At 34.6% G+C, this 20,424-nt stretch carries 19 protein-coding genes; 2 read left to right on the top strand and 17 right to left on the bottom strand.

All coding sequences use genetic code 11. From position 1 onward, the window contains the following. Positions 1-279 precede the first annotated feature (279 nt). The 5 genes from J2X17_RS12595 to J2X17_RS12575 all read right to left on the bottom strand — a co-directional run bounded on the left by J2X17_RS12595 (position 280) and on the right by J2X17_RS12575 (position 7,614). Positions 280-1,449, bottom strand: coding sequence for a dipeptidase (locus tag J2X17_RS12595; RefSeq protein ID WP_310298483.1), 1,170 nt, complete (start codon positions 1,447-1,449; stop codon positions 280-282). 370 nt (positions 1,450-1,819) lie between these two features. Continuing rightward, complete coding sequence (locus J2X17_RS12590; protein WP_310298480.1) at positions 1,820-5,059, bottom strand: VIT domain-containing protein; 3,240 nt, start codon at positions 5,057-5,059, stop codon at positions 1,820-1,822. A gap of 400 nt (positions 5,060-5,459) precedes the next feature. Beyond that, positions 5,460-6,206: a hypothetical protein gene (locus J2X17_RS12585; RefSeq protein WP_310298477.1), complete on the bottom strand. Its 747-nt coding sequence runs from the start codon at positions 6,204-6,206 to the stop codon at positions 5,460-5,462. A 159-nt stretch (positions 6,207-6,365) separates the two neighbouring features. Further along, positions 6,366-6,830 (bottom strand): Mpo1 family 2-hydroxy fatty acid dioxygenase, encoded by a 465-nt coding sequence (locus tag J2X17_RS12580; protein ID WP_310298474.1) that lies wholly within the window; start codon positions 6,828-6,830, stop codon positions 6,366-6,368. An 82-nt stretch (positions 6,831-6,912) separates the two neighbouring features. Continuing rightward, positions 6,913-7,614, bottom strand: coding sequence for a gasdermin (locus tag J2X17_RS12575; protein WP_310298471.1), 702 nt, complete (start codon positions 7,612-7,614; stop codon positions 6,913-6,915). A gap of 269 nt (positions 7,615-7,883) precedes the next feature. On the opposite strand from J2X17_RS12575, the gene J2X17_RS12570 reads away from it, so the two are divergent. Then, positions 7,884-8,438: a DUF4494 domain-containing protein gene (locus J2X17_RS12570; RefSeq protein WP_310298469.1), complete on the top strand. Its 555-nt coding sequence runs from the start codon at positions 7,884-7,886 to the stop codon at positions 8,436-8,438. Between the two features lie 211 nt (positions 8,439-8,649). Here the strand turns inward: J2X17_RS12570 and J2X17_RS12565 are convergent, their stop codons facing one another. From J2X17_RS12565 to J2X17_RS12535, 7 genes are all read right to left on the bottom strand, one after another. After that, positions 8,650-9,876, bottom strand: a complete 1,227-nt coding sequence (locus tag J2X17_RS12565) for a TMEM143 family protein (RefSeq protein WP_310298466.1) — start codon at positions 9,874-9,876, stop codon at positions 8,650-8,652. 135 nt (positions 9,877-10,011) lie between these two features. Further along, positions 10,012-11,070 (bottom strand): DUF3644 domain-containing protein, encoded by a 1,059-nt coding sequence (locus J2X17_RS12560; protein WP_310298463.1) that lies wholly within the window; start codon positions 11,068-11,070, stop codon positions 10,012-10,014. Positions 11,071-11,097: 27 nt separating this feature from the next. Beyond that, complete coding sequence (locus J2X17_RS12555; RefSeq protein WP_310298461.1) at positions 11,098-11,634, bottom strand: hypothetical protein; 537 nt, start codon at positions 11,632-11,634, stop codon at positions 11,098-11,100. A 9-nt stretch (positions 11,635-11,643) separates the two neighbouring features. Beyond that, entirely contained in the window at positions 11,644-11,916 is a 273-nt protein-coding gene (locus tag J2X17_RS12550; RefSeq protein ID WP_310298459.1) for a CRISPR-associated protein Cas2, read from the bottom strand. A gap of 45 nt (positions 11,917-11,961) precedes the next feature. Further along, positions 11,962-12,504 (bottom strand): toll/interleukin-1 receptor domain-containing protein, encoded by a 543-nt coding sequence (locus J2X17_RS12545; RefSeq protein WP_310298456.1) that lies wholly within the window; start codon positions 12,502-12,504, stop codon positions 11,962-11,964. A gap of 2 nt (positions 12,505-12,506) precedes the next feature. Next, positions 12,507-13,481, bottom strand: coding sequence for a caspase family protein (locus J2X17_RS12540; protein ID WP_310298453.1), 975 nt, complete (start codon positions 13,479-13,481; stop codon positions 12,507-12,509). Positions 13,482-13,484: 3 nt separating this feature from the next. After that, complete coding sequence (locus J2X17_RS12535) at positions 13,485-13,895, bottom strand: TIR domain-containing protein (RefSeq protein ID WP_310298451.1); 411 nt, start codon at positions 13,893-13,895, stop codon at positions 13,485-13,487. 253 nt (positions 13,896-14,148) lie between these two features. Between J2X17_RS12535 and J2X17_RS12530 the strand changes: the two genes are divergently transcribed. Continuing rightward, a complete protein-coding gene (locus tag J2X17_RS12530) occupies positions 14,149-15,678 on the top strand; it encodes a SulP family inorganic anion transporter (RefSeq protein ID WP_310298447.1) in 1,530 nt (509 codons plus the stop codon). A 120-nt stretch (positions 15,679-15,798) separates the two neighbouring features. On the opposite strand, the gene J2X17_RS12525 is transcribed toward J2X17_RS12530, so the two are convergent. The 5 genes from J2X17_RS12525 to secG form a co-directional block, all read right to left on the bottom strand. Continuing rightward, a complete protein-coding gene (locus J2X17_RS12525; protein ID WP_310298444.1) occupies positions 15,799-16,998 on the bottom strand; it encodes an alkaline phosphatase family protein in 1,200 nt (399 codons plus the stop codon). A gap of 410 nt (positions 16,999-17,408) precedes the next feature. After that, a complete protein-coding gene (gene groL, locus J2X17_RS12520) occupies positions 17,409-19,037 on the bottom strand; it encodes a chaperonin GroEL (RefSeq protein ID WP_310298441.1) in 1,629 nt (542 codons plus the stop codon). A 132-nt stretch (positions 19,038-19,169) separates the two neighbouring features. Further along, entirely contained in the window at positions 19,170-19,526 is a 357-nt protein-coding gene (locus J2X17_RS12515; RefSeq protein ID WP_310298439.1) for a four helix bundle protein, read from the bottom strand. Between the two features lie 138 nt (positions 19,527-19,664). After that, positions 19,665-19,940, bottom strand: a complete 276-nt coding sequence (locus tag J2X17_RS12510; RefSeq protein WP_012023920.1) for a co-chaperone GroES — start codon at positions 19,938-19,940, stop codon at positions 19,665-19,667. Between the two features lie 142 nt (positions 19,941-20,082). Further along, positions 20,083-20,421 (bottom strand): preprotein translocase subunit SecG, encoded by a 339-nt coding sequence (gene secG / locus J2X17_RS12505; protein WP_310298436.1) that lies wholly within the window; start codon positions 20,419-20,421, stop codon positions 20,083-20,085. Positions 20,422-20,424: the final 3 nt, after the last annotated feature.

Raw genomic sequence — 20,424 nt, 5'->3', positions numbered from 1 at the left:
CTTGTTGGCGTGTAAATTGAAATAATTACAATTTTAAGCCAAGGTAGAGTATTACTCTAGCATTTGATTAATATTGGGTGTGTTAACTTAGCATTGAGTTAGTTAATAACAAAAAGCTTGTAATTCTTGATTTTTGTTAGTCAAAAAAACAATACATTATATGAAGAAGCCTTAAAAAATGCTTTTGTTATAAGATGTCCTAAAAGGTTCGGATTTTGTACTTCCAAGTTCACCTTTAAAAAGCCTGCAAACTATATATTTTGCAGGCTTTTTTACTCTCTAATGCACTTCATTTGCCTTCAATACCCGTAGAATATTTCCGCCAAGAATTTTATTGATATCTTTTTTAGAATATCCTCGTTCGATCAGGGCTTTTGTAATTAAAGGGTAAGTGGTGACATCATCTAATTGTTGTGGAGGCAGTACGATCCCGTCAAAATCTGAGCCAATACCAACATAATCGATACCTACTAATTTTATGATGTATTCAATGTGATCCATAACCAATGAAAAAGGAGCTCTTAATTTATCAGAATCCTGTTTGTATTTGATGTGAATCATTTCTTCGGCTATGTTTTCATTTTTTGTTGCAGCTGTTAAAGAATCTAATTCTGCTTTATGACTTTCCATAAAATCATCTTCTCTTTTTTTTACCGTTGGATCAATAAAACCCGAATTAAAATTGATTTGGATAACACCATTATTTTTGGCGATTGCCTTAATTTGGTCGTCTTTTAAATTTCTTTGAACGGGGCATAGCTGATATACAGAACTATGAGATGCAATAATTGGCTTTGAAGTGGTTTCCATTACATCCCAAAATGTTTTTTCACTAACATGAGAAATGTCAACCATCATTCCAATTTTATTCATGTGCTGCACCACTTTCTTCCCAAAGTCAGACAATCCTTTTCCTTTGAACTCCGGTTTAGTTTTTTCGTCAAAAGCGCTTGTTGCCCAATCTGTCGAGTTATTCCAGGTTAATGTAATATATCGTGTACCGCGACTGTAAAAAATGTCGATATTTTCAAGGCTATTTTCAATTTGATGGCCGCCTTCAAGTCCGATTAGGGCCGCAATTTTATTTTGCTTTACGACTTTTAAAAGTTCTTTTACGTTGGCAACTTTTACAATTTTGTCTGGATTTCTTTTGATTGCGGCATCGAGACTATCAATCTGGCGATTGGCGAATGCAAAAGGATTTCTTTGATTGCCATCGCTCCAAACAGAAAAAAATTGAACATCTACGCCACCAGTTTTTAGTCGGGATAGATCAGTATGGGTTTTGCCTTTTAAATCTGAATCTAACGCAAAATCGTATTGCATGACTTTGGTCAGGAAATCATTGTGCGTATCGACGAGAATTGCTTTTTTATGAATATCCTGATAAGATTGCGCATTAGCGTTATTCACTAATAAGGTTAAGATTATAAATGATTTTATCTTCATTTTGTCAGTTTTGTAAAAGTTAGTTCCCGTCTTAGATTCAGATTTAAATATAAAACTAATTTTAATATGTAGATGAATTTGAAACCGTTATTGTTTAATTCTGAATAAAGTAATTCTGTTTATGAAGTAATGAAAAAACGTAAAAGTTCTTGTCTAGCCCCGATAGCAGCGGTATCTCCCGATTTAGAAAAACAAGGCTTTTTAGCCGTAGTTTTTGTTAATCGGGAATATAGCGGATAGCGGGACAAAACGTATTTTGAAAACGAAATTCTTGTGCTCCAAATAAAAAATACGGATAAGAAAAAAGGTCTTAATAAACATACTTTCATATGTCAATTAAAAACCTTTTTCAGTAAAATGAATTCAATAATTAATCAATCACAACTTCTGCAAGGTTTTGATTTTCTTTGATTTTACCTAGCTGAATCGTTTGTAATTTTCGTTCTGTAACGCCGTTTTTAGACGTATAAATTTCCACCATAACGGTTGTTGGGCCATTTTCAGTCAGAGCTCTTTCGCCAAAATAATTCGATTTGATAATGTATTTTCCTTTCACGGCATTTCTCAATAAATATTGTTCCGGTCCATAACCTTGCGTGAAATCTTTCGAGAAACGGGCACCAATTTCAGTATCTCTGTGACCATAAAAACATTCTTCGTTCGTTGGTTCAATAACATTAAGATCAATATCGGTATCCATTTGATTCCAGTTTAAAATAATGCGGATGGCAACGGGCATTTTATCCAGATATTTTTTGTCCAGTTTGTCCGTTTTAATGCTGCTGTGGTCCTGAATCATTCTGTTCAAATCCATTAAAATAATATCTTCGACACCAGAATATTGTCCGCTCATTTCGCCAAAATAATTTACTTCCAAGGCTTTGAGCAACTCATCAAAAGCAGCTTGATATTCTTTGTTATCTTCAAGAGTCAAAGCCAAATCGCGATGTGCCTGTGGTTCCTGTTCTCTCCATTTTGCTACTTGGTTTGCAGTAAACAAAGCATCGTCGTACGTTTGCCACTGACGTAAAACATAAGTCAGCGATTTGTATAATTGATGATTTTCTAATCCTAAATCGGCAATGTTGCTCAATACTAAAAAGGCTTTTTCTTTTTGTCCATTATCATAAAAGAAATTGGCTACATCAAAATAAAAGTTAGGATTGTTAATTTGGTCGTCGCGCAACTCAAGATACAGACTGTAACGTTTTTCAGCAGGCGTGTTGGCTAACGCTTTCAGATAAATTCTGTCCGGATTCCAAGTGTTTACTTTTGTAAGTTCTGAGCTGGAATAACCAACAGTAACATCTAAATTAGCATCTACAACATTTTGATTTTGAATTGCATTGTCAGAAACAGGCGCATTGCTAACCGCAACTCCGGCAACTTTACCGGCCAACACTTTTTCAACGTTCATGTTTGGAGCCGAAATACTTTCTGAACGCAACATCATTACAGAAGCAGCGGTATTACTTCTCTTTTCTTTTCTATCTGCGACTTCATCTTCTTCATCATCTTCATGCTGACTTCTTTTTATTCCCATTGCTGTAGTAACTACAACTTCGGATAATTGCTGATGTGCGTCTTTTAGAGTGATATTGTAATTTCTTCCGCTTCCAACCCTAATTTCTTTGCTGTCCATTCCAATAAAACTAATCTGAAGTATATCGCCATTGGCAACATCAATCCCAAATTTGCCGTCAAAATCTGTAGTAGTGCCACGACGAGTGCCTTTTACAACAATAGTAGCTCCAGGGACAGGACGACCGCTTTGATCTAAAACAACGCCCCTGGCATTGCCGGTAATTGTGCTGATATTTTTTGAATTCTTTGTAACAGGCACCGGTTTCGGAATATTGTATTTAGTGTTTTTATTCCACCAGATTTTAAGCTGTTCGTAATAACTTGCCACATTTTCCCAATTGCTGTATTTTTTTGCCTGAGCGCTTGCCAATTGTTGCTTCATGATATTGTCAAATTCTGCTCGTAATTCTGCTGGCGGAATAATATCATATTGAATATAATCGTGCAGACTTTCCAAAACAATCAGCGAAGTATTTTGAGTTACGATGCCGTAACGTTTTCCAAGAGTTTCAATTTCGTCAGCATTTGTTTTGTACTGAATTTCGAGATTTGCAATTTTCTTTTGCGCCCACAATTTTTCGATACTAATTTCTCCCGAAACCGGAATTGTAGCATCAATATGGATTGTTTTTTCTAAAACAGGTTTTTCGTCATAACCAAAAAGCAATACCACATCATTAGAATTTTTTAATGAAATTCCGGCAATGCTAAAGCTTCCCGAAACCGGCGTTCCGGCCATAGGATATAAATCGGTAATCAGATAATTTTCTTTGATTCCAAGGAATTTTAAACTCTGATACATTAATTTATCATAAGCCTCTTCAGTTTTTAACTGATTCAGGTTGATGAAATTTCCGCCCGTTTTTATCGCATTATAATTCAAAAAAGCATAATCAGATGAACCAAGCGAACTGATGGTGTAAATTGGTCTTTTGGTCGTGGCCAATAGGTTTGAACTCAAAGAAGATAATCCGTCAGTAAAAAATAAATATTCATCGTGAGCAGGCAATTTGATTTTTGAGAATCGGGTTCCGCCATCATAAACCACATTTTCGAGAACAGATTTCAAGGCAGTCCAATCGCCATTTTTTATTACATAAGTATTCTTTTTTTCAAAATTATATCCAGAAAAATATAAGGTTACCGACACATTTTTCAATTGATTGAAATACGCATCCAATAATTGAATTTCTTTTTTAAGGTTTCGGTTTTTGCAGCTTAAAGAAACATCCCAAATCAAACCAATTGAATTCGGGTTTTTCTTTAGAATTTTAGGATTATCCAAAATCGTATTGGCATAAAAATAATGCTGATCGTCAACACTCTGAGCCACGACACTCGGGATTTCAGCACGGATAGGAATCGTAATAACTAATTTATTCTTAAGCTGATAATTCTCTTTTTTAACCGAAGTCAAATAAGCCTGATTCTGATTTTCCAACGCCAGAATTCCTTCATCATTTGTAATCGTTGGTGCCGCGGTTGCCCCCATAACCGCGACATTCAACTCAAAAATATCTAATTTTCCAGAATAATTGCTCAACATTTGATACGATAAATGAGTAGCATCAAAACTGTTTAATTCCTGTTCGTAACCAATAATTACAATGCGCTCTTTTCCCGGCATCAAAGGATAAATTCGGGTTCTAAAATTATTTCCTTCCACTTTTTCAAGCAGTCCCGGATCGACACGACGATGTTCAACAGCTTCAAAAACCTGTTTTCCCTTGTTTTTATTTACCGGAACGGCTTCACGCATTTTTCCGTTAATATCAATGGCATATCTTGAAACTGAAACGCCTTCCGGCAACGGAAACAGTAATTCGGCTTCCATTTGGCGGTTCGTTCCGTTAAAAAAGTGCATTTCGGTTGTGGTGTAAGCAATATTACCCACGATTTTTACGGCAACTTTTAGCTGGTTCAGGCGAACCAAAGAAGAATCTTTACCTTTTACATTCAGTTGCGGACTTTGAGCCTGAGTAAAAAATCCAACGAATAACAGCGAGATTAGAAGTACGTTTTTCATAAAGTATAGTTTTAAGTTTTCCAGAAGAAACTCCTCTATCTTTATAGAGCACTATTTTTATAAAAAGGTTGGGAACGAGATATAATTTTCAATATTTTTTTCAGGAGCTATTTCCCGCTATCCATTTCAATCTTTTACTTTTTAAAGAAAAAAGTAAAAGGATTTCCATTTCTATCGGGTCTAGGGCACTCATTTTCAAAAGAAGTATTTTTTTAAAATTGTAAGAGATGATTTTATTTAAAAAGATCATTCCTTTCACATAGTAGTTAATATGCTTTAAATAAGTGAAACAAATTTGTAAAAATTTTCTATGCCAATGATAATTGAAATAGTTGACTTCTTTTTATCCAAAAAAAACACAATTCAAATTGGCTTGCAGGTTTCTGAAAAAACATCAGCATTATTCCTCAAGAACTTTCTCAGTATCCACAGCATTATTTTCCTGATAGAGTTTTTTGCCAATTTCACCGCTGTCGCCTAAAGCCCGTCCTTTAATCAGCCAGGCAATTCCAAACGCAAAAAGAGAAAGCGCCTCAAGTAGTAAAGTAGAATATCGGAACAATTTAAAAGTTTCAGAAATTGGTACGAGAACTAGAAAAACAATAATCGAATAACCGCAAAAACGGTAAATATTGTTTTCGTTTAAAATACTTTTTGGGTCTCGGGTTTCGTTTTCCTGTCCAATCGTAAAAACATTGATGGCCAGTAAAGCCATAATCAGAAAAAGCAGACCCGCAAAACCATAATGAAGCCAGCCAAGCCATTTTTCAGGATACGGAATAAAAGTGTAAATTTTAGTCGCAAAATCATCCGGGTTCATGGGAAACAACGCTACACCAATGGCCATAATTCCGGCAATATTGGTAAGTAAATTGTCGTTTTTCCAGACAGAAATATTGCCGTGCCCTTTGTAACGTATCAAAAATAATCCGACAGCAGCCAATATTCCTGTGAAAATCTCCCTGAGATTGGTGTAATAATAATTGCTAATCGAAGGCTGAGGCTCAGTTTTAAAAAAAGAAATAAATGACAACCCAACCAAAAGTATCGGAAGACTTATACCCAAATATCCAATAGCGCGCCTGATTCGTCTGTAGGTAAAAATATCATAACCTTCAATTTTAATCTTTTTGCTGTCTATCTTCATAATCAATCGAATTTGATTTTTAGGAAGATAAAGTTAAGAGATTATTTTAAAAGTATTTGAAATGGAGTACTTAATAATGGTTTTCGAAAAAAGTCAGGAAAATGAAAAAATCCGTCTTAACCCGCGTCATCCGTGTGCTATGAAACAAGTATTCAAAACTTATTTTCTAGAAAATAAATTCTCCACCACCCAAGCCGGACCAATCATTAAAAACTGAAGATCTTTTAAGAAAGAAGGCTTTTTGCCCTCGATATTATGTCCGTAGAATTGTCCAATCCAAGCGATTACGAAAACGCCGATAGAAAACATCCATAAAGGCACAAACTGTCCGATATAATAATTTACAACCAGACAAATTGCAGAGAAAATGGCAATCTTGAACGCCATTGCAACCGATAAGCGAATGTAGAAAATGAGTACAAAAAGCAATACAACAACCGCCCAGTTTTCGATAATTGGCGCGTTTAGTTTTAAAGTGTCGGAGATTATTCCACTCGGAATACTCATCAGTAAACCAACGATAGAAAAGTAAATTGCAGGCACACAAACATAGTGAATCGCCTTGTTTTTTGGGTTCTGATGACTTACAGCATATTCTGCAAACCATTGGTCTAGAGTTCTCATCTTTTTGGTTTTAAGGTTAGTTGCGTAAATCTAATAATTTTTTCTTCAGTTAGTCATCGGCCTACAAGAATTATACAGCTAATTAAAAGATGTTATTAGTATCTGTAACCTGAATTAATTTTTGGAATCGGCTTCTGTCAAAATCAATTCGGCTCGCTTTAACCGCAATCGGAAAATAGACGCCTACGTTTGAATTCATTTTTAGTTTACTTACTCCATTGGTAGAAAAATCCAGTTTACCATCGGCGATTTCGTTTAGGCCTGCCACAAAAGCAGCGGTTACAGTATAATCAGTATCAATATCGACCACCAGATTTTGGGCAAAAACAGTTCCTGTTGTCAGTAAAATATAATTGTGGTTGATGTTTTTTAAAAGAGAAGGATTCGGATGTAGAAAATCGGCCCCGTAAAAATATTCCTCAAGGTTTCCAATCGCATATTCTTTGGTAACTGAATTTTCATAGCTGATTGTAACTGTTTTTCCCGATTTTATTTGCGAAGTGATTTCAAATGTTCCGAGTCCCAACGTTTTTAAAATTTCTCCCAAAAGTGTAATTCCGATATTAAATCCGTACTCATCTTTTTTAGTATAATCGACGTTCAACGCCACGTTGTCAATTTCAGTTAAAACAATATTACTTTTAAAAGCATGGGAGATATTCTCATAATAAAGCTGAGCCTCATCAAAAGGTTTTTTTAGCCATAATTGCAATGGTTTATGATTTCTGACCGGGCCTTCGATTAAGTCATAACCTTGTTCGCTTAAAAATGTTGTAAGTTTCATTCTTCAGTAATTTAAAATGAATAGTAGTTTGGGTTGTTTCTATGATTATTTAATCTAATGTCTTCATTTACAGGATTTAGACTTACAAATTTATTAAATAATTATAAGTTAATTCGCAATTTTATGATTCATTTAAGTGTTATTGTCTGATAAATAGCGAGTTAAGAAAATGATGAAGAATTAAAGCAAAAATTGTGAATATCTATTTCGAAAATAGCTGATTTTATTTCCGTTAAAATTTATCTTTGGCAACCTTAAAATAGAAAAAGATGAGCGCAGTTTGGTACGAATGCAAAGTAAAATATCGAAAAACAGATGATATTGGAACACAAAAGGTTACGACAGAACCTTACTTGGTAGACGCCATATCATACACAGAAGCCGAGAGCAGAATTAATGAAGAAATGGCAGCTTATGTAAGCGAAGAATTCAAAATCACGAATATTAAAGTAGCCAATTACGCCGAGATTCACCCGTTCGAAAATGCCGATCGTTGGTTTAAATCGAAAGTTTCTTTAATTGCTTTTGACGAAGAAAGTGGGAAAGAACGTAAAACAAATATGTACTTGTTAGTGCAGGCAAATGATGTAAAAGAGGCCTATGACAACACGGTTACAGTAATGAAAAACACTATGGGAGATTACACCATTCCGGCTATTTCAGAATCGCCAATTATGGATGTTTTTCCATATTTTAGTGGGGAAGAAGGAGATTTAGAACAAATCGAAAGATTCAATGCACTAAAAGGCTCAAAACCTGAATTAGTGGCCGTAGGAGATATGGGCGAAAATGTAGAAGATTTGGTTGAAGTTGATAATGAATAATTTATCAAAATGATGATATAAAGAGGGCTTTTTAGTCCTCTTTTTTTGTTTTATAAGGAGCTATTTCCTGCTGTCCGCTTTATCTTTTGTGGCTCCCGAAGCCTCTGGACCGCCACAAAAGGATGTCGCTTCCATCAGGGCTAGGACATTCGTTTTCATGAGATAAATTATAGTTTGTTATAGTTAACCATTAACCATTAACAATTTACAATTAATAATTATATTCAAAAACCCCATCCCATAAAGCATCAATAGTAACAAGAGCTTTTTCTAAAGAAACCACTTCCCATTTTCCATTCGTTTCAAATCCAAGGCCGATGTTTTTAAGTTTTAATAAAGCATCTTTCACATCAAAATCAAGATCTGTGTTTAGTGTAGTTTTAAACCAGGATTCAATTTGATCATCAAGTTCCTGAGCGGTTAATGGATGTTCGCTTCGGTGTAAAAAGGCGTAAGCCAAAATAGTTTCTTTAAGGACTTCTTCTTCAGATGAATTTAAAAGTGAATAAAATGCGCCGCTATTATTTCCCAGATTCTTAAAATACAAACTATCCGAAAGCATTTTAGAATACTTGATTTTCTTGTTTACAAAATTATTGTATTGGCGGAAGCAATAAGCAGATAAAATTCCCAATGCAATTAATCCCTGATTTAAAGAAGTTTTGCTGTTTAATAAATCGATATTTTCGCCTGTTTCGTAAGCATTATACATATTGATTAGCGCCGGAATTACTTTTGCACTTAATAACGAAATTCCACCAAAAATTCCCGGAACCCAAAGCAGCATTTTATCTTTTACAGACATCCTCGGAATCGCATTTGGGAAAATCGTTTCAAGATCATTTTTAGGAACACGCTTGAAGATTTTTAGACCAATAGTTCCCGGATCAACTGGCATTTTTCCTAATTTGACTTTATTCTCGCTCAGATAATCAGCTTCGTTATAATTCAGATAAATCATAACGCGATCGTAATATTCGATTTCGACTTCCTTTTTCCAGAAGATGTATTTCGAAACCTTTTCTGTTGCTTTATGATGACCGCGAACGTACAATTCGTAGTCTTTAAAAGCATTAAAATCTATGGAAAGATTTAAGCCAATCAGGTCAGAATCTTTAAAAGCCTGATCTAAAGTTTCCTGATCAATTCGGATGTAATTTCCACGTTCCAAAACCTGTTGCAGCGTTTCCTTAAAAACCGAAAAATCACTTTTGCCAACAAAAATTTTACGTTCTTTCTCGCTCAGATCCGGATCAAACAAAGCATAATGCTGCTTTAAATTTCGATTCAGATTGAAAGCTTCATAATGATAATAATGTTCGATGATATCGAATAATTTTTTAAAATTATCCGTCTTTTTTGGGTCTTCAGAGAAAGTTTTAAGTTGCTGTTCGAGTAAGAATTCCTTGTTAAAGGGAATATAATGTTCTCGTGTCATATCGATTTTGGGCTTTAATTTTCGTGGCATTTCCAGAACACAAAAATACCACCCGAAATTTGATTTTTGGATGCTATTTTATTAAAGTTTCGTTATTTGTTTTTATTCTTTAATATGAAGAATAATTCCGCTAAGTTATTTTGTACGGTATTCCATCCAAATTTCATCAATAGTTTTTTCTTTAAGTCCTTCTCTTATTTTTTCTATTGTTTTCTGAGAATATCTATCAAAAAGACTATTCCCAATTTTAATTTGTTTAAAGCATTCCGGATCGTTTTTTATATTGAAAATCTGAACGGCAGCGGTAATTTTTGGACCGGTATGATTAAGTTTTTTTGCGATGGCATCTCTACCTAAATTGTAAAAATCTAATTCATTTACTCTTTTTATAGCAAGTACATTCGAACCCAAAGTGCCTTCTGGAACAATTGTTATAGGTACTCCTTCATTTTTTGAAATTCGTAAATCCAATGATGGACCATAACCATTTTGTGTAAATGATAATGTAGACACGCTAGGAAATAATTGAACCCAAGTTGAGCCCTTACTAAGTTTTTCGGCGAGATTATTTAGTTCTTTATCAGATGGCTGAGATTCATTTCCTTGAATTGAATTTTCCATTATTGCAAGGGCTCTTAATTTTTCATTCGCTTCTAGTTTTTTTCTACTATTTGGGATAAGTAATTTTTTAATATCGGTAATCTCACTAGCAAAGAAAGCTTGTATGTCCATTGGAGGAGAGGTTGATAATGGTAAAACTCTGACAGGGAGTTGAGTCTTTAAATTAATATTGAAAACCCTTCGTGTTATGTCTCGAAAAAGCGTTAGACCCGCTTGTGCTTGGAAATAAATATGTTGTTCGGACATTTCCAAAGTATAATGTTGTGCTGCATCTCGAAGCCCATTTAACGATTGTAGTGTTAAAACTTCTTCTTCATTCAAGAATTTCAATGAAGCATCACTAAAGCCCTTTCGTATGCAAGCACTAAATCCAATTGTCTCTTTTGCACCTGTTTCTTTAATTCTTCCTCCTTTTGCTATTATTGATGCTTTTAAAAGCATTTCAAACGCATGATCCATAAAAATCAAAACACCTGGAATCCGGCCGCAATCATTTGGGCGATTGAATATCTCTACACTTAAAGTTAAGGAGTCAATTGCTTTCTTGTATAGATGTTTTGCTTCTTTTTTCATTCTGATTTTTTGATTTCAAATTAGATTTTACATTTTAATTTGAGCTTGTTCAATTAATGACAAAAGTATTCCAAAATCCTCTGGAGAAAGAAAAAGCATGGAGTTTCGATCATATTTTTCAACTTGAATATATGCTGTCCACTTATTTTTTTCAACACTAAAATATGCTCCAGCTTCAAATCCTGTTCTGCTTGCAAAAGTTACTTCTGTATATACATCTTTTATTGAGGGAAAAATGTTAGTTTGGAGATTTTTTATTGATTTGATTAATCCGTCTATTTCATCAACATCGAGTGCCGCAATTTTTGTATCAGTTGAATAAGAGCTTTTATATGCATATTCAAATCGAAGGGAATTTTTAGTAATTCCAGAATTTAAATCTTTAAATTTTAAGACTTTCACCTCAAGCCCTTTTACTTTTCCAATTTCAAAGAATTGTCTTTCCATTAAGACACCGGCTTGAGCGCTAAATTGTTCTGCCTGAGTTTTTTCTTTCTCTTTATTTTGGGCAAAGATTGATAATGAGAATGCAATTAAAATACACGTAAAAATTGTTTTTTTCATAATATTGAATTAAAGATTGTTTTTTAACCAAATTGAACACTCTTCTGTGAAACCTGTCCACGCACCTTCGCCAGTTAAACAAACAACTAATAACTCATCATTGCTATCAATAAATTTTTTCAAGTGATCTCTAATTATTGATGCATTTGAAGATGATTTTATTATCCAAGTACTATCAAGACAATGCCACCATGTTCCTAATTTTTTAATTTCCTCAATCAAAGTCGTATAGTCTTGACCTGATTTATTTAAGTCATAACCTATTAAATAAGTTTTTTTCATAGTTAATTTATTTATAATTAAAAGTTCTTAAGTGCATAATTTGATTTAACGTCTTGTTGAATTTTCACCATTAATCCATCCTTGGAAAGATATATAAGTGGTCGAATCGTAATTAATCCATAATGTATTTGAAGCTGTGTCCAAATAAGGGTAAAGCTTTAAATATTCCACTCTATTAAATGAAGTAAGATTATCTCTTGAAATTGGTACAATTGCGCATCTATCTGTTTTTCCATCTACAAAACCTAATTCCCATGGCATCCATTTTGACATTGCAGCATTTGTGGAAATAGCTAATAATAAACTTTTTGAATTTTTCATTCGATTCTTAATTATTTCAGCTGTTTCCTTAGTTACGTTATTTCTATCTAAATTTGGGTCTATGATCCAATCAACATAAACTAAAAATCCCTTTTCACTAAGTTCTCTGTATAAGCCAAGAACCTCTTCTCGGTCTAAATAACTATGTGATAAAAAAATATCAAATTTAAGTTTTGATTTATTTAAATTGGAAAATTGCCTCTTTTGTTCTATAAATATCGATGAGGAATATTTACTTTTTAAGTAATTGCTTGTAAATAATGCCATAATTAAATTCTGTTTTTTTCTGCAAGTCTTCTATAATGTTCGCCTAAAGCTGTTAGTTTGCAAGTTTTATTTTCCATTGCGGCATTCCACATATGTGGAGCATCAATTGGAACTAAAAGATTCAATCGATTGTATTTTTGTAATATTGAAAATGTTTTAGTATTTTCTTCTATTGGTTCAGGCATTCCTTTATCTCGACCTTTTTGTTCAGGCTCAAAAGTTGGATCTAATTGAAATTCAAAGCCAGGAGTGGGGAAAAGTTTACATATTAATCGTAAATTTTCAAGTGGGATTGAAGGGGCAACTTTTCTTAGCGATACAAAATTCTTTACATTTGTTTTAAAAACTGGTCTTTGATCCCATTCTCCTAGCGATTGGTCAATATGGGCATAAACACTTCCTGGGGTTATATCCCCCATTATATTGGCAGAACTACCACTTAATGCGTCCACAAATAAGCTTGTAAATATTCCGCTTCCATCTTCCTCACTAGCATACTGATCACTTGTTGATGCTGTCAAAATTGTAATACCTTCTGCAAGTATAGCACTATCTGAGACTGTTGGTTGAGTTCCTGCAATTCCCGAATGACAGCTATCCAATATTATTATTTTATTTGTAGCAGTTGACTTATTTGCATATAATAGCACTTCATTAAGAGATAAACCATCATCTCCTCTTTTTGCATCAGACCCCAAAAGGTATCCACCAGTTGCTTCGATATGACCATGACCAGCAAAATAAAATAAAGCTATTTCTGCATTTGTTGAAAATAGCTCTTCAACTGCATCCTTTAGTTCTCCTCTGTCAATACTCTCTTTGGTACTAGATGCAGTGATTAATTTGCATCCAAAATTAACAGAGCCATCAGAATGTCTTTCAAGAATGTTTTTCACATTATATGCGTCATTAACGCATCCATATAAATCTCCTCCATAAGGATAGTGATTTATGCCTATTATAAGAGCTTTTCTCATAATTTACTTGTTTTTTCCTTCAGTCATACATTGATCAATAGCATTTGCAATACCATCCCAGTTCCAAGTTATTGTTCTATTCCTTTGTAAGCCAGTAGGTAATGTTGAAGTTGAATCGGCCTTGTCAACATAAATACCAAACACAGGAACATTATGTTCTTTTGCGAAAGAAATTTCCTTCACTACACCTGTTGCTGATGCCATATTTCTTCCAACCAGAATAATTAACATATTGCATTTTTTTATTTTTGCATGGATAATTTCTTCCCACTCTTTTTGAGGTAAATGTGCCTTTGAACTCCAGTCTTCTATATTGAAAGGTGTTCTGGAATTTTTTGATTGTCCAATAAAATAAAGCTTTGCATCACTATTATTATCAAAATCAAAACTGATAAATGCTCTTGGGTCTGCCATAGGTTATATGATTTAATTTTATTTTGGTTTTCTGTTGAGTTTATATTTAGTAAAAATCAACATTCCATATTTCTTTATTTTACGGAAATCCATAATTCCATAAAATATTTATTTTCAAACAATTATACCACTAAATAAATCCCAACCACCAAGTACTTATACGGGTTTTACAAAAAGTGATGTAAACATCTGTAAAAAACATTATCTAATTCTCACATTGCCACATTATCTAATTCCCTAAATTTGTGCTCGTATGAAAAAAGCACTCCATCTCTTCGATTTTACCCAAAAAGTCAATTATAAAAACGAAATTTTAGCAGGTTTAACAGTCGCCATGACGATGATTCCGGAATCTTTGTCGTTTGCTATTTTGGCTGGATTTCCGCCTTTAGTTGGTTTATACGCTGCTTTTATTGCCGGTTTGGTAACGGCAATTTTTGGAGGAAGACCCGGAATGATTTCGGGTGGAGCAGGAGCTACCGTGATTGTTTTGATCGCTTTGATGAAATCCCACGGAATCGAATATGTTTTTGCAGCCGTAGCACTTGGGGGTGTTGTGCAAATTTGCATCGGACTTTTTAAACTTGGAAAATTCATTCGGTTAGTGCCGCAACCCGTTATGTTTGGTTTTGTAAATGGTTTAGCAGTTGTGATTTTCATGTCGCAATTAGAACAGTTTAAAACCGTAGTGAACGGACAAGTTTCGTGGCTGCAGGGAACGCCTTTGTATATCATGCTCGGTTTGGTCGCGCTTACAATTGGTATTGTTCTATTATTTCCCAAGATTACCAAAACAGTTCCGGCTTCTTTGGTGGCAATTATGGTGATTTTTGCCATCGTGCTACTATTCAATATCGAAACAAAAACAGTTCAGGATATCGCTTCTGTTCAGGGCGGATTTCCTCCGTTTCATATTCCAAATATTCCTTTGTCTTTTGAGACTTTCAAAGTCATCTTTCCGTATTCTGTAATTGTCGCAGCCGTTGGTTTAACAGAAGGTTTGCTTACGCTGAATTTAGTCGACGAAATAACCGGAACCCGCGGAAACAGCAATAGAGAATGTATAGCACAGGGAAGTTCGAATATCTTAAATGGTTTCTTTTTCGGAATGGGAGGCTGTCCAATGATCGCGCAGACTTTGGTAAATCTTGGGGCTGGTTCAAGAGCACGACTTTCGGGGATTATTGCTTCGCTGACTATCTTAATGATTATTCTTTTTGGAGCTCCGGTAATCGGGAAATTACCAATGGCGGCTTTGGTTGGTGTTATGATGATGGTCGCGATTACAACTTTTGAATGGGCGAGTTTCAAAGTCATCAATAAAATGCCTAAACACGATATTTTCGTTGGAATCTTAGTAGCTGTTGTGACTATTTTATTGCACAATTTAGCATTGGCGGTATTAATTGGTGTGATTATCTCTGCCTTAGTTTTTGCGTGGGAAAGTGCTAAAAGGATCCGCGCGCGTCATTTTATCGATGAAGCAGGAGTAAAACATTATGAAATTTACGGACCTTTATTTTTTGGTTCAATTGCTGCTTTTATGGAAAAATTTGATGTAGCAAACGACCCAAATCATATTATTATAGACTTCAAAGAAAGCAGAATTGCCGATATGTCGGCCATTGAAGCGCTGAACAACCTAACAAAAAAATACAGCCAGGTAAATAAAGTTGTCGAACTCAATCATCTAAGTGAAGACTGCAGAATATTACTCAAAAATGCAGAAGCTGTTATCAAGGTAAATGTAATTGAAGATCCGACGTATAAAGTGGTTTCTTGAAATTAGATAATGTGTCAATCTGATCAATGTGTCAATGTGTCAATTAGAAAATTAGATAATGCTATTCGCAATCTATGAAATTTTCTAATTGTCACATTTTCTAATTGACACATTGACACATTATTTCAACATGTTGCTTACTTCACTGAACTTACCATCAACTTCTTCGATTTTTAATCCCAGAATATGCGCAATTAAAGGATAAACCGAAACATTCTGAAAAGAACCAAATTCTTTATTTACTTTAAAAGCGGGGCCTTTTGCGTAAAAAATTGCCTGCATATCTTTTCTTCGGTTGTCGTAACCGTGCGTTCCGCCTTTTACATTTTGGGTTTTCGTAGTTACCAAACTGTATCCTTTTTTGGCTTCAATAACAAAATCATGCACTCGCGGATTACTGCCGTAATGAAATCTCCTCGGAACTTCACTGGATTGCCAGAATTTAATGTGGGGTACTTTTTTTAATGCTTTAAAGATAGAATCCTGACAGCCTGGTTTTGCCTGCAGACTCATAATTGGGTTAATAACAGCTTTATATCCCAGCCATTCTGGTTTTAGGTAATCTAAGACTGCTACTTTTTTATCATTGCTGATGTCGGTCATTCCGTGATCTGAAACAATAATTAAATTGATTTGTTTACCGATTGGCAATTGATCTAATTTTGATGATAATTGTCCCATAAGCAAATCCATTTTACGAATCATCTTTTCATTCTCAGATGAAAGCGGACCAAAATCATGACCCGTATGATCAGGTTCGTCAAAATATAAAGTAATCAAATGCGGACGTTGTTTTTCCGGAAGCTGCAGCCATTTTACAACCGTATCAATTCGGGTTTCAAACGGAATTTTCTCGTCGTAATCTTTGTAAATGCCAGGTCGTTTTTTATCAGTATCAGAACCCGGCCAGAAAAAGGAGGCTGTTTTTACACCTTGTTGTTCGGCTACATTCCAAATGGGATTTCCACCAAAAAAGCGCGAATCGTTTTTTGCATTTGTCGATAATGAAAAAGATTCATTTAAGGCCGCATCATAAAAAACATTATTGATAATACCATGATGATCCGGATAAAGTCCGGTCACGATTGCATAATGATTGGGAAATGTTTTACTCGGGTAAGAAGGCCGCATCGATTTGGCATGAACGCCTTCTTTTGCTATTTGATTCAGATTTTGAAGCTTAAAATGTTTTGCATAATCCCAACGAAATCCATCCATAGAAACCAAAACGACATAGGTGTCTTTATTGGATTGCGAATATGAAAAAACAGTGAAAAGTAATAATGTAAAAGATAAGAGTTGGGTTGTGAATTTTCTCATTTTGAAATTGTAAATAGAACTGCAAAGATACCGATAACCTATTTTTAAAAGAAAAAGAGAATGTTAAGTTTGCGACGAATTACACGAATTTTCACGAATTGCTTTGTGTAAAAAATCTTTGCGTAAAAAAGTTAGCCACAAATTGCACAAATTTCCACGAATACTTGCGCGCAAACTTTGGAAAAAGTAATTAGCGAAAATTTGTTTAATTTGTGGTTAAAAAAAGGTTTGCTTCTAATTATACTAGTTGCACGACATGAATTCTTATCGCAATCTTTGAAAAAAATTAGTGGAAATTAGTGCAATTCGTGGCTAAAAAAAATCTTTTTAATCTGTGCAATCTGTGGCAAAAAAATAAAAAAAAAACGCCAGATAAGAATCTGGCGTTTTAAGTTTTAAGAAAAGAACAATTACATCATTCCTGGCATACCGCCACCCATTGGCATTCCGCCAGCGCTTTCTTCTTTAATATCAATTAATGCACATTCTGTAGTTAAGATCATTCCGGCAACAGAAGCAGCATTTTCTAACGCTACACGAGTTACTTTTTTAGGATCGATAATTCCAGCTTTAAGCATGTCTACATATTCGTCAGTTTTAGCATTGTAACCAAAATCACCAGAACCTTCACCCACTTTTGCTACTACTACAGAACCTTCAAGACCTGCATTTTCAACAATAGTTCTTAATGGAGACTCCACTGCACGAGAAACAATCTGAATTCCTGTAGCTTCGTCAGCGTTGTCAGCTTTAAGGTCTGCTAATGCAGCTTTTGCTCTTAATAAAGCAACACCACCACCAGCAACAATTCCTTCTTCAACAGCAGCACGAGTTGCGTGTAAAGCATCGTCAACTCTGTCTTTTTTCTCTTTCATTTCAACTTCAGAAGCTGCACCAACATAAAGAACAGCAACACCGCCAGCTAATTTAGCCAAACGTTCCTGCAATTTTTCTTTATCATAATCAGAAGTTGTAGTTTCCATCTGACCTTTAATTTGGTTTACTCTGTTTTTGATGATATCGGCTTCACCAGCACCACTTACAATTGTAGTGTTGTCTTTATCGATAGAAACTCTTTTTGCAGTTCCTAACATGTCGATAGTTGTATTTTCAAGAGTATATCCTCTTTCTTCAGAAATTACAGTTCCACCAGTTAAGATTGCGATATCTTCTAACATTGCTTTTCTTCTGTCTCCAAAACCTGGAGCTTTTACAGCAGCAATTTTAAGAGCACCTCTTAATTTGTTTACTACTAAAGTAGAAAGAGCTTCTCCGTCAACATCTTCAGCAATAATCAATAATGGTTTTCCTGATTGAGCAACTGGCTCTAAAACTGGAAGTAATTCTTTTAAAGAAGAAACTTTTTTGTCATATAATAAGATGTATGGAGAGTCTAGTTCAACTTCCATTTTCTCTGGGTTTGTTACGAAGTAAGGAGAAAGATATCCTCTGTCAAACTGCATACCTTCAACAACATCCACGAAAGTGTCCGTTCCTTTAGCTTCTTCAACAGTAATAACACCTTCTTTTCCAACTTTAGCAAAAGCTGTAGCGATTAGTTCACCAATCACTTCGTCATTGTTTGCAGAGATAGAAGCAATTTGTTTGATTTTATCAGAATCGCTTCCAACTACTTTAGCTTGTTTAGCTAAGTCAGCAACGATAGCTTCAACCGCTTTATCGATACCACGTTTCAAATCCATTGGATTTGCACCTGCAGCAACGTTTTTCAACCCTTCTTTAACGATTGCCTGAGCTAAAACTGTAGCGGTTGTAGTTCCGTCACCCGCTAAATCATTAGTTTTAGAAGCTACTTCTTTAACCATTTGAGCGCCCATATTTTCTAATGGGTCTTTTAATTCGATTTCTTTTGCAACAGAAACACCATCTTTAGTAACGGTTGGTCCACCAAATGATTTTCCGATAATTACGTTACGACCTTTTGGTCCAAGAGTTACTTTTACAGCATTTGCTAATGCATCAACACCACGTTTTAATCCGTCACGTGCTTCAATATCAAATTTTATATCTTTTGCCATTTTTATTTTTTGCTTTAGGCAGTAGGCTTTAGGCTTTAAGCTTTTTTCTACTGCTGGGTTAATATTTTTTTTACTGCTTTAAGCTTTAGGGAGTACGCTTTACGCTTTGTTTAGAAGCTTATTGCTTACAGCTTATTGCTGAACTAATACTTGTTTTAATTTGTGAATTTTGCTTTTTATACTGTTGATTTTTTCTATTTGATTCTCAGCAATTTCATTATTAAGATATTGCAAATCTTTAGCTAAAATCAAAAGGTATTCTGTTTCATTGGCAGAACCTAAAGCTATGTTGAGAAATTGATTAAATTCTTTGTCGCTGTTTCTTCCGCATCCCTCGCTAATATTGGTTGGGATTGATGAAGAGGCCCTTCTAATCTGACTTGTTAATCCATATAATTCTTCTTTTGGAAATGTAGAAGTCATTTTATAGATTTCTAAAGTAAAAGAATGACTAAGCTGCCAAATATCGTATTTTTTAAAATCTCTCATTGATTTTTTTGCTTTAGGCAATAGGCTATACGCTTTTTGTGGGAGCCTACAGCTTATAGCTTTTTGCATTAGGCTTTAGACAATAACTTTAAGCTTTTTTGAAAAGCCTACAGCCTATAGCTTATAGCCTACAGCGATTTAAATAATCGCAAGAATATCGTCTTCGCGCATAATCAAATAATCAGTTCCTTCAAGTTTTAATTCTGTTCCTGCATATTTACCATAAAGAACAGTGTCGCCAACCTTTACGGTCATAGTGTGATCTTTAGACCCGTTTCCTACTGCTACAACAGTTCCTTTTTGGGGTTTTTCTTTGGCGGTATCTGGAATAAAAATCCCTGACGCAGTTTTAGTTTCAGCTGCAACAGGCTCAATAAGTACGCGATCTGAAAGCGGTTTAATGTTTAAGGCCATGATTTTATATTATTATAGTTATACGTTTTTTTAATGTTCTACTAACTTTCAGAAATTGTGCCATGATCTAAAAACTGACATTTTTTCTTAAAAAAAATGCCAGCTTTGACAGGCTGGCATTTTTATATTTATTTCAAAAATATTATTTTGCTGCTGGCGTTGCCGGAGCAGGAGTTTGTTGAACTGGTGCAGCTGGCGCATTTGCAGGAGCTTCAGTTTTTTCAATAATTTTAGATTCAGTATCGCTTAATGATCCTGTAAAGCTTAAGCTTGAAAGCAAAATTAAAGCAATTAAAATAGTAGCAAGTGTCCAAGTACTTTTGTCTAAAAAGTCAGTTGTTTTTTGAACTCCACCTAACATTTGAGTTCCGCTGATAGTAGACGATAATCCGCCTCCTTTAGGGTTTTGAACCATGATTACTACGATCAATAGAAAACAAACTATTGTGATTAAAACTAAAAAAATTGAAAATGTGCTCATTGC

The sequence above is a fragment of the Flavobacterium aquidurense genome, from assembly GCF_031458035.1.
GTDB lineage: Bacteria > Bacteroidota > Bacteroidia > Flavobacteriales > Flavobacteriaceae > Flavobacterium > Flavobacterium aquidurense_C.
Note: the sequence above shows the minus strand (reverse complement) of the source record. Positions and strands in the feature narration are given on the sequence as shown.

Coding starts and splice junctions, on each gene's coding strand:
- secG (WP_310298436.1), bottom strand. CDS start 20,421: ATGAGCACATTTTCAATTTTTTTAGTTTTAATCACAATAGTTTGTTTT.
- groL (WP_310298441.1), bottom strand. CDS start 19,037: ATGGCAAAAGATATAAAATTTGATATTGAAGCACGTGACGGATTAAAA.
- J2X17_RS12540 (WP_310298453.1), bottom strand. CDS start 13,481: ATGAGAAAAGCTCTTATAATAGGCATAAATCACTATCCTTATGGAGGA.
- J2X17_RS12555 (WP_310298461.1), bottom strand. CDS start 11,634: ATGAAAAAAACAATTTTTACGTGTATTTTAATTGCATTCTCATTATCA.
- J2X17_RS12510 (WP_012023920.1), bottom strand. CDS start 19,940: ATGGCCTTAAACATTAAACCGCTTTCAGATCGCGTACTTATTGAGCCT.
- J2X17_RS12575 (WP_310298471.1), bottom strand. CDS start 7,614: ATGAAACTTACAACATTTTTAAGCGAACAAGGTTATGACTTAATCGAA.
- J2X17_RS12565 (WP_310298466.1), bottom strand. CDS start 9,876: ATGACACGAGAACATTATATTCCCTTTAACAAGGAATTCTTACTCGAA.
- J2X17_RS12545 (WP_310298456.1), bottom strand. CDS start 12,504: ATGGCATTATTTACAAGCAATTACTTAAAAAGTAAATATTCCTCATCG.
- J2X17_RS12585 (WP_310298477.1), bottom strand. CDS start 6,206: ATGAAGATAGACAGCAAAAAGATTAAAATTGAAGGTTATGATATTTTT.
- J2X17_RS12590 (WP_310298480.1), bottom strand. CDS start 5,059: ATGAAAAACGTACTTCTAATCTCGCTGTTATTCGTTGGATTTTTTACT.
- J2X17_RS12560 (WP_310298463.1), bottom strand. CDS start 11,070: ATGAAAAAAGAAGCAAAACATCTATACAAGAAAGCAATTGACTCCTTA.
- J2X17_RS12515 (WP_310298439.1), bottom strand. CDS start 19,526: ATGAGAGATTTTAAAAAATACGATATTTGGCAGCTTAGTCATTCTTTT.
- J2X17_RS12530 (WP_310298447.1), top strand. CDS start 14,149: ATGAAAAAAGCACTCCATCTCTTCGATTTTACCCAAAAAGTCAATTAT.
- J2X17_RS12550 (WP_310298459.1), bottom strand. CDS start 11,916: ATGAAAAAAACTTATTTAATAGGTTATGACTTAAATAAATCAGGTCAA.
- J2X17_RS12525 (WP_310298444.1), bottom strand. CDS start 16,998: ATGAGAAAATTCACAACCCAACTCTTATCTTTTACATTATTACTTTTC.
- J2X17_RS12580 (WP_310298474.1), bottom strand. CDS start 6,830: ATGAGAACTCTAGACCAATGGTTTGCAGAATATGCTGTAAGTCATCAG.
- J2X17_RS12570 (WP_310298469.1), top strand. CDS start 7,884: ATGAGCGCAGTTTGGTACGAATGCAAAGTAAAATATCGAAAAACAGAT.
- J2X17_RS12595 (WP_310298483.1), bottom strand. CDS start 1,449: ATGAAGATAAAATCATTTATAATCTTAACCTTATTAGTGAATAACGCT.
- J2X17_RS12535 (WP_310298451.1), bottom strand. CDS start 13,895: ATGGCAGACCCAAGAGCATTTATCAGTTTTGATTTTGATAATAATAGT.